Here is a 12,887-nt window from a genome sequence, read left to right as displayed (position 1 = left end):
TCTGGGGTTAAAAATAAGGAATTGATAACAATCTCTTGTCTTTATATCTCAGAATAACTGTCCTGAAATAAATGCAACCAAAAGAAATTGCAAAAGATACGGCAAAGATAGTTCAAAATTATCTTACTTACAAAGCGGTAATGCTAATTATTGAACAATTGGCAGAAACCAATCCAGGCGAAGCCATTTGGTTGAGACAATACTCTTCGGGGGGCAAGCTGAGAGATGCTGAAGCTTACATCGAAGAAATAATGTCAGAGCCACGAGGAAAAGAGCTTGCCCTGCGGATAATGACCGTTCGCGCCACTATGGCAGAGCAAACTTTAGAATTTATTCCTGAAATGGTTACTTCAAAGGTAAAGCAAGATAATTTGGCTCATCGTCGTCATCTTTTGGAACGTCTTACCCGATCGCCTGAAGATACATCTAACCTAGATGCGACCCAGGCGACTGGAGAAACTGAAGATTCTGATTAAAACAAATATACGCAAAGATAAGCTATGAAAACTTTACCTAAAGAGCGTCGTTACGAAACCCTTTCTTTTTTACCTCCTTTAACCGATCAGCAAATTGCTAAACAAATCGATCACATGATCGATCAAGGTTATATTCCTGGTGTAGAATTTGAAAAAGATCCTGCTCCTACGCTACACCACTGGACTTTGTGGAAATTACCTTTATTTGATGCTCGTAGTTCTCAAGATGTATTAAACGAAGTACGAGAGTGTCGTTCTGAATACTCCGACTGTTTTATTCGCGTAGTTGGTTTTGACAATATCAAACAGTGTCAAACTGTAAGCTTCATCGTTTACAAACCTAATAGTCAAAACAGCCGTGGCCGTTTCTAAGTATTAAAAAGCTTAGTTGGCAATTTTGGACGGTGGCATTTGCTCAGTCCAAATTTATGATAAATATTTCTGAGGATGATTAAAGAGAACAATCTCAACGTCACCCTCTTTTTTTTGGTAAACTTGAGCTATAAAAGAGTTAATTTCAAAAGCAACTTCTATCCGCTTTGTGATACTCAAAGTAAAGGTTGAAACTATAAATAATTATCTCGCGCAGAGAGGTCAGACCCCGCGTCGTCCGAAGGCGCAAGGGAATGCTGACGTAGCAGAGGCGCAGAATGAATGTTCAACGTTGGATTGCCAGGAGAGAACCAAACTGGAAGCGTTTAGATAATTTATTGCAGCTAGCAGAAACTAAAGGCATAAAGACTCTATCAGCATCACAAATTAAAGATTTAGCCAGCCTTTATCGTTCTTTGTCGGCAGATTTAGCCAGAGCAAGGACAAATAAAGTCGGTAAGATCCTTACCCAAGACTTACAAAAATTAACGTCTCGCGGCTATAACCAAGTTTATCAGGGGTCAAAACGTCAGGAATGGCAACAGGTAAAAGAATTTTATCTTTGGGGATTTCCCCAGATTGTACAAGAAACTTGGCAGTATATAGCGATCGCCACTGGCATATTTTTCCTCACAGGTATAATTGCTTGGTGGTATGCCTGGAACGATCCAACCTTTATTACAATTACCGTACCTGAGCATTTAATTAAAAAAGTGCAAGAAGATGGCGAACTCTGGATGGGTTCGATTGTAGGAGTTGAACCTTTAGCCTCTAGCAGCATTGCTATTAATAATCTTTCCGTTTGCTTTGCAGCGATCGCTGGCGGAATTACCGCAGGACTATACACCCTTTTTTTGATGGCAAGCAACGGCTTATCTATTGGTACGATCACGACTTTGGTAAGCAAAAATAATTTAGCATACCCTTTTTGGGCGTTTGTTTTTCCTCACGGCTCATTAGAATTACCTGCTATCTTTTTTGCAGGGGGTGCAGGATTACTAATCGGCAAAGCCATGATTTTCCCTGGTAAATATCGCCGTATTGATGCTCTCAAGTCAAACAGTACTAAAGCTGCACAGCTACTTTTTGGTATTATTCCCATGCTAATTATTGCAGGAACAATTGAAGGTTTTTTCTCGCCTAGTCCTCTAATTCCCAGTCCAATTAAATATTTAACAGGGATAGGTTTGTTTTTACTATTAGCTTTGTACTGTTGTCGCCACAAAAACTCAGAAGTCACAGATTACTCCGCCACGTCAGACAACAGCGTGGTTCTGGATGCGAAACCAAATTCCGCCTAGTTCACGCTCATGAACGCGGGCGCGAAACCCCCAGCGACCCTGACTCCTAAACGAACGGAGCCTGTCTTGGACAGCGTACATGCGGAAGTGCGCCTTTGTCTTGCCCTTTATAAGCCCCGTCGGCATAAGCAAACTGTCTCACCCTTTAGGGGGGTCTGACCTATGACGGCGACGCGGTGAAACAGTTTGCTTATGCCGAGGTTCCCCCCGTTGAGTAAACTGTTTCACCCTTTAGGGGGTCTGTCCGCTGCTGTGACCGTTGGTCAATAATTGAAGTTGAAGAAGAAGGTGTATTTGAGTCTTGCCAGTGATTAAAGTCTACATTTTGTAAGTTTTCACTTTGAAGATGATTTAATGTTTTGATAAAATCTTTGATCCCTTGAAACTTCCTATACACTGAGGCAAAGCGTATATAGGCTACTTCATTTTCGTAGCGCAAATTTTCTAAAACTAATTCTCCTATTTCACTACTGCTAAATTCTTTGGCTGAATTTTGCTGAAGTTTAGCTTCGATATTGTCAACAATCGCCTCCACTTTTTGGTAGGATATAGTGGTTTTTTCACAGGCTCTTAATATGCCTCGTAGCAACTTAGCACGGTCAAAAGATTCACGACTACTATCCCTTTTGATGACCGTAATCGGTACTAACTCAATTCTTTCATAAGTTGTAAACCGCTGTTTACAGTCTAAGCATTCTCGGCGACGGCGAATGCTTTGTCCACTTTCGGTAGAACGAGATTCTAAGACTCGGCTTTCTGTATGTTGGCAGTTAGGACAATGCATGGAGAAATAAAGAATTAAATTATATTTACGATCAATTACTAAATATAAACAGCAAATCTGAGCCGTTTCTTATATCATAGTCTGTCTCACAACAGACATTAACAAAAAAAGACTCAGAAATAGAAAAATCTTAAAAGTATTTAACCTACCTTAAGCAATTTATTTTTCGATACGGGGTGGTTCACGAAAAGCGATCGCAAAAAAGAGAACTGAGATCCCCATAGCCAAAACTAGAATATATGCAACAGCTTCCATCTTTATAATTTCCCAAAGTTTATTTACTAATATTTTACCAACAAATTCAACTGAAGTTCAGAATTCTTTAAGATTCTTATGACAAATTGTGTTAGAGAAACAGCTTTTAAGAAACCTCTCTCTAACACAAATTAAAGTTTAAAGTTCTGAATTATTAGCTAAATCTAAGCTTCCTGTTTGCTGCGAGTAGATTTATCACCCACTTTTTGATAGAAACCCCATTCTACCTGTTCTTCTTCAAGCTCAGGGTCAACACCAGCAAATACGTCTCTGTACAGTGTACGAGAACCATGCCAAATGTGACCAAAGAAGAAGAATAAAGCAAACACAGCGTGTCCGAAAGTAAACCAACCACGAGGACTAGTACGGAATACACCGTCTGAGCCTAAGCTTTCAGTATCAAAGACAAAAGCTTCACCTAGCTGTGCTCTGCGGGCATATTTCTTAACGGTTGCAGGATCATCAAAAGTTTGACCATCTAAAGCACCACCGTAGAAAGCAATGCTAACGCCACTTTGCTCAACGCTGAGTTTAGACTCTGCACGACGGAAAGGAATATCTGCTCTGACAACGCCATCAGCGTCAGTCAAGACAACAGGGAATGTTTCAAAGAAGTTAGGCATACGACGAACGCTTAGCTCACGACCTTCGCTATCAGTAAAGACAGCGTGTCCCAACCATTCTTGAGCAATACCGTCTCCACTATCCATGGAGCCTGTACGAAACAAACCACCTTTAGCAGGACTATTGCCTACATAGTCATAAAATGCTAATTTCTCAGGAATTTTAGACCATGCTTCCGAACGAGTTAAACCATCATCTAAGCTAGTTTCTACTCGACGTTGTATTTCTTGTTGGAAATATCCCTGATCCCACTGATAACGAGTAGGTCCGAATAATTCAATGGGGGTTGTGGCGTTTCCATACCACATTGTGCCTGTAACCACGAAAGCTGCAAAAAATACCGCTGCAATACTGCTAGAAAGTACAGTTTCGATATTCCCCATCCGCAAAGCTTTATAAAGTCTTTCGGGAGGTCGAACGCTGAGGTGGAAAAGTCCAGCAATAATACCCACAATGCCCGCTGCAATGTGGTGAGCTACCACACCACCAGGATTGAAGGGGTTGAATCCTCCTGGTCCCCATTCGGGTGCTACTGGTTGAACATGACCAGTTACCCCAAAAGCATCTGAAACCCACATTCCTGGACCCCATAAACCTGTAAGGTGGAATGCACCAAAACCAAAGCAGAGTAGACCAGATAAAAATAAATGAATACCAAACATTTTTGGTAAATCCAAAGCTGGTTGACCAGTACGCTGGTCTACGAATAGCTCCAAATCCCAATAAACCCAATGCCATACTGCTGCTAAAAACAGTAAGCCAGATAAAATGATATGAGCGATCGCTACTCCTTCAAAAGACCAAATTCCAGCACTTGCACCAGTTTCACCAGTGACACTCCAACCACCCCAAGATGTGTCAACACCCAAACGAGCCATAAAAGGTAATACATACATACCTTGTCGCCACATTGGGTTTAATACAGCATCACTAGGATCAAAAGTTGCTAGCTCAAACAGAGCCATAGAACCTGCCCAACCTGCTACTAACGCAGTGTGCATTAGATGAACAGAGATTAGCCTTCCTGGATCATTCAGAACGACTGTATGAACTCGATACCAAGGTAGTCCCATAGACTACGCTCCTCCTATTATTTAAATAATTTGTTTAGTGTGACCAAATGTTTTGGTTAACTAATAAACCATCATTATTTAATGGCGTTAATAGTTGACTGTTATTTTGTAATCTGTATTTATGGCTCAAACCTTGCGACTGCTCAGAAAACTCGGACTTTTACCGACAAAAAATAAGCTTAGGCAAAGATGACTTGAAAATACTATCTTATTTAAAGAAGTGTAACTATTGTTAGAACCTATTGCAAGATATATCTACTGTTACCGACAAATGTAAATTTATATTACAAAACTGATAACAAATTTGTTTTTAATGAATCTATCTTTAATTATCGGTAGATGAATTAAAGATAGATTCAGAACTAGCCAACATCTCGATTACCTGTTCAGCAGCGATCAAACGTCTAAGTACAACTTGTCCAATGATGGATGCAGTTTGGGTATTTGCCTGAGGTTTGACCTCAATCATTAGTACAGCATCTTCAACTGCGTAAAGCCAGAGAACTTCATCTTGCTGAAGAATACCACAGTCAAGACGTTTGATTTCGGGCTTGCGTCCCCAGCTATATTGATCCCACAGTCCACCAAATTCCCAGACTCGATCATAAGTCCACCCCTCACTCAGAAAAAAATATTTCACAGTGCCAATAGATAGTTATTTGCTTAATAAAATAATTACATAGCGATGCCTACGGCTATGCTCCGCAAATCGCCATTACATAATGATAAAATTCATCAAATTGACGATACTCCATTGACTCATAGAGATTTTGAGCAGTTTTATTAGTTACTTCTGTAGCCAGGATAATACGAATTGCGTTCGTGGCAATAGCATAATCTTTCGCAGCATTCATCAAAGCCTTGGCAATGCCTTGTTTTCTATACTAAGGAAGTGCAAATAGCTTTTTGATCACGGCTTAGAATATCTGCACTTAATCTCGATCAATGTACGCAAAAAAAATGTAAATGTAATACATTATCCATAAAGTGAAACAAATGAGAAAAGCTAATAGCTGATAGCGCCAAAAGAGGAAAGACCCCCACCCCCGCGCATGGTTCGACATCGGAATGCTTTCCGATAGCGTAGCGAGGGTTTTTCTCCTTGAGGCTTCATACGCAAGAAGCTGATGGCTAATAGCTATTAACCGGCAAATCAAATACGAAGCTACTTATCAGTCGCAGTAGTTTACACTTTCTCTTCAGGAAAAGTTTCGTTGAATTCTTCAATTAACTCGTCTAGTTCTTCTAGTGCTTGATCTACGTCTATGCGAAGAGTTCCCAAACTTGGTCTTTCTAGCAGTTCTACCAAAGAATCTCGTTTTGCAGCCATTTGAGTAATCTTAGCTTTGATATCAGTTTTTTCCATAATTTTTTTTTCGTAAGTATCTAATAGCTTTAGAATAGACAATATTGATAAATATTGATAAATATAAACAAATTTTTAATCATGTTGCGAAAAATACCCTTGGCTGCTGTAGGTTTAACTGTAGGAGGGATTTTAACTGTTGTTGGTTTTTATGCCTATGCCGTGGGCATGAATACTCTTAATTTAGCGGGGTTCTTTTATGGTATTCCTTTGCTATTAGGTGGTTTGGCTCTCAAAGCATCGGAACTAAAACCAGTTCCTTACACCGTTGAAACTAGTCCTAAAGTCCAAGAATTGCGATCGCAAGCAACCATAACTCAAGAACAGTTACGCAAAGACGTGACTCGTTATCGCTACGGACAAGAAGCTCATTTAGATGAATCTTTAGGTAAGTTTGGTTTAAGTCCTACGGATGAAGAAAGACCAATATTGGTCGGTCTCCAAGAACAATCAAGAGATGGTGCTTATACCTTGGTGATGGAATTTTACTCGCCTTTTTTCTCCTTAGAAGAATGGCAGAAAAGACATGAAAAAATAGAAAAGTTTTTTGGTCCCGATATTAATTTAGAAATTACCGAAGGGGAAGAATCCAAAATCGATGTATCTTTGATTAAAAAAAGCTCTTAAATTTTTAGCAATAAACTAAATAATTTAATTTTATATATTACGCTTGATGTGGATTGTTTTCTTACATTGATTAAGTTAGCGAAGCTGAATTTATCATCAATAGCCAGCATACCCCTCATCAATTTCTAAATTACTTCCATGTGCAGCATCGACAGCGAGACGATCGCATCTTTCGTTTTCGGTTATGCCCGCATGAGCTTTGACCCAGACAAATTGAACATCGTGTATTTGGCAGAGATCGAGTAATTCCTGCCACAAATCGGGATTTTTCGCCATTTCTTTAGCATTTCTGCGCCAGCCGTTAGCCTGCCATTTTTTTGCCCAGCCTTTGATTACGGCATCAACAATATATTTGGAGTCACTATGCAGCTTGACTTTAGAGTTGGGTTGAAGAGATCTCAAAGCTGCGATCGCGCCCATCATTTCCATACGGTTATTGGTAGTCAGTTTGTAGCCTCCAGAGAGTTCTTTACGGCGATCGCCATCTATAATTACCGCGCCATATCCTCCCGCACCAGGATTGCCAGTACAAGCTCCATCGGTGTAAATTATGATGGTTTCTTGGGAAGTAGATCTAGATGATTTTGGTTTGAGATTTATAGTCAGCTTAGAAGTTTTTACAGTTTGGGGTTGAAGAGATTTGATATAGTTCAAAACATCAGGCAACAAGGATTCAGGAAGAACTTCAATTTCTGTTGTGATTTTGTGCTTATAATCCATTGCTAACAAGCGTGATTTTTACGCCTTACATGATAGTTTATTTACAGAGTTTTTGGTCTCGTGGATTACTTGTAGGTCATCTTTAACCTATTTATAGGCGTATTTTCAATTTCAACATTACTGAAAATCATCGTCATGCTTCAGGATGGAAAAAAAGTATAAGCGGTAAGACAAATTACTCTAACACTATCAAAAAGTGTTGTAAGGTACACAAATCAGAAACAACGTGTAGCTATAAAAAGCAAAACTCTTTCTTAGACATAAGACAGCCTTTAAAAGAGTTAATCATTAGTATTTATATTTTATAAAAGCAAACCGATGTTAATTTCAGCTTGCTTACAAAACTTTTAGTTGCTCTTTAACTTGGGGAATTTTTCGGAGAAGTAGTTACTGATAAAGGTGTTGACAAAGGATAGTACTACAGGGGCAATCAAGAAAGCTAGCAAGCCTGACACTTGAAATCCTGGTACGAAAAGAGAAGCCAACCAGAAACACAAGCCGTTGATTACAAAAGTAAATGCGCCCAAGCTCAAAAGATTAATTGGCAAAGATAATACTGATAAGACTGGTCTGACACCACTGTTAACTCCACCAATAACTAACGCGGCTACCATTGCAGCAGGAAAGTTGGCTAAATTGACTCCAGCAAAAATGATATCAACCACTAAAAGACTCAAGGCTGTGGCTAAAAGCGTTAAAAGCGTTCCTAACATATTTATTTTCTCCTGATCTAGTAATGCTACTGTTATTTAATTGTCTTTAAGTGTATGTTCTTATGCTTATTTATTATTCAAAATTTATGGATGTTTCTGTATCTCTTAAAAGATAGATTTTTGCAATTAAGACCCAATCACAACACTTCTATCTTTGGATAGAAGATATACAGAGAAATATCTGCAAATCTAATTAGTGAGAATGAATTTATCTGAATAAAATTACCTTTTGGAAATCATGAAACTTTTAAAGATTATTGCTAGTATTGCTTTGCCTCCTTTAGGTGTCTTCTTAACAGTTGGCGTTAGTTCAGCTTTGCTAATTAATATTCTCTTGACACTTTTGGGTTATGTTCCAGGCATTATTCATGCACTCTGGATTTATTCCAAGCAGTCTGAACGTGAAGTTAACGTTTAAATCAAGGTGATAAATTGTAAATAGAGAAAGATACTTTCTTAACCTTGCTAGTCTTTCTCTAAATCATTCAAATTTATTAGCGTTAATAAATAATTATCTGCAAAAGTCAATTACTAAATCTAGTTAAACTCTGCCGTAGCGTGCCACCATTGGCTCGGTGGGATTATTCTGGTTATAAATCCAAGCCCACATCTGATCGCCACAAGAAAAATGCCACCACTCTCCAGGATGTCTTTGAAAGCCAGCATTGGTCATTACCCGATTTAGTAATTGACGATGAAAATGATACTGCTGATTTTCTCCGTCTTGATGGCTTAAATAATAGTCTGGTTGCGATCGCTCTGAAAGCTCATCAATTTCCCCGCCCATATCTAGAGTTTCGCCGCGATCGTTAACTAAAGTCACATCAACTGCTGCCCCTGTACTATGAGGAGGTGGCATCTTTTTATCTAAGCTAGGTGCAGCCCAAATTCTATATACCTGACTCCATAGGTCTTGACATTGGTGTGCCGTTAACTGTTGTTCCCTTAGATTATATTTTTTTAGCAGTGAATTATAGGTATAGTTGACCATAAACTGCTGCACCCCCACAGGACGATAGGCATCGAATATCTTAATTTTCCAATTAAGATAACGTTTCTCCAATAGAAATTGCGCTTCTAATAAAGCTCGAACAACTCCTTGGCGCAAACAGTATGGTGATTTGTCGCCATACTCTGCCCCTAAATTCATGTAATGATGAGGAAGTTCAACTGCAAAGTTCTCTAAAGGTATAGCAATTAGACGTTCGTTACACTCCTGAATGGGAATTTGATGATATAGTTTCACGATGTTTGAATTCTTAATTTCATCAAGATTTTTACTCATACTGATCTAAAACGACTACCCAAAATTTAAGCTGGGTCTGCTTATTTCTCCAGTTTTACTCTATATCTGGCGTATATTTACGGTTTGTTTTTATATTTACGCTATATATAGTGGTATGATTCTTATTCCTAAAGAGCAAGGAATAAGTGTTAATGGATCATTTACGGGAATGGAAAGCAAGTGGCGTAGACGAAGAGTTAACCCGCTTAAACGTAGTTAACCTTGAGGGAGAGTCCCCTGGGGAATATTTACTATACTCAAATTCTATCCCTAGAAGAAATGACGGCAGAATTAATGCAAGATTTCTTCAACGTTATGCTCATCTTGATGCTGGAGGATGGTGGTGTTCTGGCATAGATATTTTGAGCGGTGAAGAAGATATCTGGGGTTGTTTTAAGCCCGATCGCCCTCGCCAAGATGCTGATAAGATTATCAAGTATGAGCATCCCCCTAAAACCGCCACAGGTTTATTTGCGCTTAAAGTTCCTCTTAGTTTGTGGCAAAAAATTGCCGATCGCGCTCAAGTCAAAATTACTCTTCAGGATATTGCTCAAAACAGTGCTGACTTGGGATTTTGGCAGTGGTTAAAAAATAATCCCCAAGTTCCCCTTTGTATTACTGAAGGGGCAAAAAAAGCAGGAGCGTTATTGTCTGCTGGCTATAGTGCGATCGCTTTACCTGGCATTAATAATGGCTATCGGACTCCTAAAGATGCTGATGGTAAACGGATCGCTAAATCTCATTTGATTCCTCAGTTAACTACCCTGGCTACCCCTGGACGACAAATATACATTGTCTTTGATCGAGATTCTAAACCAAAAACAGTTCAGGCAGTCAATGCAGCAATCAGAAAAACGGGCTATTTGTTACAGCAAGCTGGTTGTCAAGTCAAAGTTGTTACCTGGAATAGTCAGCTAGGCAAAGGTGTAGACGATTTAATTATCAATCATGGTCAGACACATTTTGCACAGGCTTTTGATGAGGCGGTAGATCTAGAAACCTGGAAAGCAAAATCTTGGACAAATTTAACTCATCCTACGGATGTTGAGCTAAATAGCCGTTATTTGCCAGAGTTAAATATACCACCCAGAACCAAGTTAGTCGGTATTAAATCACCCAAAGGCACTGGTAAAACCAGATTTATTGAGAAAATTGTCGCCCAAGCGATCGCTCGTGGGCAGAAAGTTTTAGTCATTGGGCATCGAGTGCAGTTAGTCAAAGAATTATGTAGCAGGTTTGGACTTAATTACGTCACCGACAAAGACTGTCCTGAGCAGACAGCTTTAGGTTATGGTCTTTGTATTGATTCTCTCCATGGCTCTTCTCAAGCAAAATTTAACCCCGCTCACTGGTCAAATAGCCTAGTAATTATTGATGAAGTAGAGCAGGTATTATGGCATGGTTTAAATTCAAATACCTGTAAAGACAGACGGGTTGAGATTTTAAAGTCATTTAAAACTCTGATGCAGAATGTTTTAGGCGATCGCGGACAGGTATACATAGCGGATGCGGACTTGAGCAATATTGCCTTAGATTATTTGATTGCTTTATCAGGAATGGAAATTAAACCCTATATTGTCCATAATATTTGGCAACATGACGACCAAACCTCATGGCAGGTATATAACTATGAGGGGAAAAGTCCAAAAAAACTAGTCGGTAATCTAGAAACCCACATCCAACAAGGAGGCAAACCATTTATTTGTCTCTCGGCACAAAAGCTGACTAGTAAATGGAGTACTCAAACCCTAGAAGCTTATTTAAAACAGAAGTTTCCTGCTAAAAAAATTCTGCGTATAGATTCCGAGTCCCTTGCCGATTTTAGCCACGTTGCTTATGGCTGTATCTCTCAGCTAGAAAAAGTTTTATGGCAGTACGATATTCTGGTGGCTAGTCCTTCAATTGAAACGGGCATATCCATTGAACTAAAAAATCACTTTACCTCTGTTTGGGCGATCGCTCAAGGCATCCAGGCAGAAAACGCCGTCCGTCAGACTCTATCTCGCTTACGGCAAAATGTCCCCCGACATCTATGGTGCGCCAACTATAGTTTTAATAAAATCGGTAACGGTTCAACTTCCATTCCTGCTTTACTTAGCTCTAGTCAGCGTTTTACCCAGCTAAATATCCGCCTGTTACAGCAGTCGGACTTTGCCTATCTCGATGATTTAGACACAGGTTTTCAAGCAGAATCTCTGCTGTGTTGGGCAAAAATGGCGGTACGCTTTAATGCAAGCGCAAGCAATTATGGTAACTCTATTTTGGCGGGGTTAAAAGCCGAAGGACATCAAATAATAGATGCAGCCACGGTTAAATTTGAAGAGTTAGAAAGCCAAGGAGAATCTCAAGCCGATAATAGTTTAGTCGCAGCGATCACCGAAATCAGCACCCAAAACTATTTAGCAGAATGTAAGGCGATCGCCTGTTCTACCGATCTTAATACTCATCAGTATTTGGCTCTCAAAAAACGCTTAATTAAGTCCTTAAGCGATCGCCGTCAACTTAAAAAACATGAGCTACACCAACGCTACAATTTACCGATCACCCCAGAGTTGGTATCTTTAAATGATCAAGGATGGTATGAAAAAATTAGGCTGCATTACTTTCTAACAGTTGGTCGTCCTTACCTAGCAGATCGGGATACTCAGGTTGCCCGTAAGCTAATTGAACAGGGAAACGGTAGTTTATTCTTACCTGATTTCAATAACTCTCAGCTTGGAGCGATTGTTGGCACTTTAGAGCTAATGGGAATTCCCGTTTTATTACAAGATACCAATCGAGAATTACGCAATACCGATGCTGACTTACAGTCCCTCAGTGCGATCGCTCATAATAATCGTTCAGAAATCAAAACAATCCTCAACATTGGCATCGCTAAAAATTTTACTCCCGTAACCATAGTTAGTCGTCTTCTCGCTAAAATCGGCTGCAAACTTAAATGTATGTGTTATGAAAGCATCAACAAAAAGAGAGTTAGAGTCTATCAAATACTGTCCCCCACAGATCGACGAGAACAAGTATTTAGCCACTGGTTAAACGTAGACCGCCAACGTCCTGGCAATTCCTTGTTTTGGTCTGCCGAGCAAACTCTTAATCTTTCTAGATCAAAAGTTGCTGAGGCAAAACACAACTATCTCCAATTAAGCTTGGATATTTAGAACTGAGATTCCGCAGTTAACTTACTCAAACAATAATCAAACGAATTCACTCGATTATAGGTTTAATATAGCGATCGCCATAGGCTCTAATTATACATCTAAAGCGATCGCCATAGGCCACAAATTAGAGGTT

The 12,887-nt window shown here is 39.5% G+C and carries 14 protein-coding genes and 1 pseudogene; 6 read left to right on the top strand and 9 right to left on the bottom strand.

The annotated features are described in order from the left end of the window. The first annotated feature begins 71 nt into the window (after positions 1–71). The 3 genes from SLP02_RS04940 to SLP02_RS04930 all read left to right on the top strand — a co-directional run bounded on the left by SLP02_RS04940 (position 72) and on the right by SLP02_RS04930 (position 2,149). Positions 72–476, top strand: coding sequence for a chaperonin family protein RbcX (locus tag SLP02_RS04940; RefSeq protein ID WP_319419539.1), 405 nt, complete (start codon positions 72–74; stop codon positions 474–476). A gap of 24 nt (positions 477–500) precedes the next feature. Next, entirely contained in the window at positions 501–848 is a 348-nt protein-coding gene (locus SLP02_RS04935) for a ribulose bisphosphate carboxylase small subunit (protein ID WP_319419538.1), read from the top strand. Positions 849–1,126: 278 nt separating this feature from the next. Then, complete coding sequence (locus SLP02_RS04930; RefSeq protein WP_319419537.1) at positions 1,127–2,149, top strand: stage II sporulation protein M; 1,023 nt, start codon at positions 1,127–1,129, stop codon at positions 2,147–2,149. A 190-nt stretch (positions 2,150–2,339) separates the two neighbouring features. Here the strand turns inward: SLP02_RS04930 and nrdR are convergent, their stop codons facing one another. The 6 genes and pseudogenes from nrdR to SLP02_RS04900 all read right to left on the bottom strand — a co-directional run bounded on the left by nrdR (position 2,340) and on the right by SLP02_RS04900 (position 6,251). Then, positions 2,340–2,933 carry a transcriptional regulator NrdR gene (gene nrdR, locus SLP02_RS04925; protein WP_319419536.1) on the bottom strand — a complete coding sequence of 198 codons (594 nt, stop codon included), beginning with the start codon at positions 2,931–2,933 and terminating at the stop codon, positions 2,340–2,342. A 159-nt stretch (positions 2,934–3,092) separates the two neighbouring features. Then, positions 3,093–3,188 (bottom strand): photosystem II reaction center protein T, encoded by a 96-nt coding sequence (locus tag SLP02_RS04920; RefSeq protein WP_319419535.1) that lies wholly within the window; start codon positions 3,186–3,188, stop codon positions 3,093–3,095. Between the two features lie 164 nt (positions 3,189–3,352). Next, complete coding sequence (gene psbB, locus SLP02_RS04915) at positions 3,353–4,885, bottom strand: photosystem II chlorophyll-binding protein CP47 (RefSeq protein ID WP_319419534.1); 1,533 nt, start codon at positions 4,883–4,885, stop codon at positions 3,353–3,355. A gap of 325 nt (positions 4,886–5,210) precedes the next feature. Next, positions 5,211–5,525 (bottom strand): hypothetical protein, encoded by a 315-nt coding sequence (locus SLP02_RS04910; RefSeq protein WP_319419533.1) that lies wholly within the window; start codon positions 5,523–5,525, stop codon positions 5,211–5,213. Between the two features lie 55 nt (positions 5,526–5,580). Continuing rightward, a pseudogene (locus SLP02_RS04905) lies at positions 5,581–5,757 on the bottom strand (GNAT family N-acetyltransferase); the annotation flags it as partial. Between the two features lie 314 nt (positions 5,758–6,071). Further along, positions 6,072–6,251 carry a hypothetical protein gene (locus SLP02_RS04900; RefSeq protein ID WP_413467332.1) on the bottom strand — a complete coding sequence of 60 codons (180 nt, stop codon included), beginning with the start codon at positions 6,249–6,251 and terminating at the stop codon, positions 6,072–6,074. Positions 6,252–6,332: 81 nt separating this feature from the next. Here SLP02_RS04900 and SLP02_RS04895 point away from each other — a divergent pair, with 81 nt between their 5' ends. Beyond that, positions 6,333–6,878, top strand: coding sequence for a DUF2854 domain-containing protein (locus tag SLP02_RS04895; RefSeq protein WP_319419531.1), 546 nt, complete (start codon positions 6,333–6,335; stop codon positions 6,876–6,878). A 96-nt stretch (positions 6,879–6,974) separates the two neighbouring features. Here the strand turns inward: SLP02_RS04895 and rnhA are convergent, their stop codons facing one another. Together rnhA and SLP02_RS04885 are read right to left on the bottom strand one after the other, a co-directional pair. After that, positions 6,975–7,478 carry a ribonuclease HI gene (gene rnhA, locus SLP02_RS04890; RefSeq protein WP_413467331.1) on the bottom strand — a complete coding sequence of 168 codons (504 nt, stop codon included), beginning with the start codon at positions 7,476–7,478 and terminating at the stop codon, positions 6,975–6,977. Positions 7,479–7,945: 467 nt separating this feature from the next. Then, on the bottom strand, positions 7,946–8,311 hold the full coding sequence (locus SLP02_RS04885) for a phage holin family protein (RefSeq protein ID WP_319419529.1): 366 nt from the start codon (positions 8,309–8,311) through the stop codon (positions 7,946–7,948). Between the two features lie 238 nt (positions 8,312–8,549). On the opposite strand from SLP02_RS04885, the gene SLP02_RS04880 reads away from it, so the two are divergent. Beyond that, positions 8,550–8,729 (top strand): YqaE/Pmp3 family membrane protein, encoded by a 180-nt coding sequence (locus SLP02_RS04880; protein WP_319419528.1) that lies wholly within the window; start codon positions 8,550–8,552, stop codon positions 8,727–8,729. A 123-nt stretch (positions 8,730–8,852) separates the two neighbouring features. Here SLP02_RS04880 and SLP02_RS04875 read toward each other — a convergent pair whose 3' ends face one another. Further along, positions 8,853–9,557: a M15 family metallopeptidase gene (locus tag SLP02_RS04875; RefSeq protein WP_319419527.1), complete on the bottom strand. Its 705-nt coding sequence runs from the start codon at positions 9,555–9,557 to the stop codon at positions 8,853–8,855. A 191-nt stretch (positions 9,558–9,748) separates the two neighbouring features. Here SLP02_RS04875 and SLP02_RS04870 point away from each other — a divergent pair, with 191 nt between their 5' ends. Next, positions 9,749–12,754: a plasmid replication protein, CyRepA1 family gene (locus SLP02_RS04870; protein WP_319419526.1), complete on the top strand. Its 3,006-nt coding sequence runs from the start codon at positions 9,749–9,751 to the stop codon at positions 12,752–12,754. The last annotated feature ends 133 nt before the right edge of the window (positions 12,755–12,887 follow it).

It is taken from the genome of Pleurocapsa sp. FMAR1, assembly GCF_963665995.1.
Taxonomy (GTDB): domain Bacteria; phylum Cyanobacteriota; class Cyanobacteriia; order Cyanobacteriales; family Xenococcaceae; genus Waterburya.
This window is presented reverse-complemented; position numbering and strand designations above follow the sequence as displayed.

Bases quoted from the DNA above. Each gene is read 5' to 3' on its own strand.
- SLP02_RS04940 (WP_319419539.1), top strand. From the start codon at position 72: ATGCAACCAAAAGAAATTGCAAAAGATACGGCAAAGATAGTTCAAAAT.
- SLP02_RS04935 (WP_319419538.1), top strand. From the start codon at position 501: ATGAAAACTTTACCTAAAGAGCGTCGTTACGAAACCCTTTCTTTTTTA.
- SLP02_RS04930 (WP_319419537.1), top strand. From the start codon at position 1,127: ATGAATGTTCAACGTTGGATTGCCAGGAGAGAACCAAACTGGAAGCGT.
- nrdR (WP_319419536.1), bottom strand. From the start codon at position 2,933: ATGCATTGTCCTAACTGCCAACATACAGAAAGCCGAGTCTTAGAATCT.
- SLP02_RS04920 (WP_319419535.1), bottom strand. From the start codon at position 3,188: ATGGAAGCTGTTGCATATATTCTAGTTTTGGCTATGGGGATCTCAGTT.
- psbB (WP_319419534.1), bottom strand. From the start codon at position 4,885: ATGGGACTACCTTGGTATCGAGTTCATACAGTCGTTCTGAATGATCCA.
- SLP02_RS04900 (WP_413467332.1), bottom strand. From the start codon at position 6,251: ATGGAAAAAACTGATATCAAAGCTAAGATTACTCAAATGGCTGCAAAA.
- SLP02_RS04895 (WP_319419531.1), top strand. From the start codon at position 6,333: ATGTTGCGAAAAATACCCTTGGCTGCTGTAGGTTTAACTGTAGGAGGG.
- SLP02_RS04885 (WP_319419529.1), bottom strand. From the start codon at position 8,311: ATGTTAGGAACGCTTTTAACGCTTTTAGCCACAGCCTTGAGTCTTTTA.
- SLP02_RS04880 (WP_319419528.1), top strand. From the start codon at position 8,550: ATGAAACTTTTAAAGATTATTGCTAGTATTGCTTTGCCTCCTTTAGGT.
- SLP02_RS04870 (WP_319419526.1), top strand. From the start codon at position 9,749: ATGGATCATTTACGGGAATGGAAAGCAAGTGGCGTAGACGAAGAGTTA.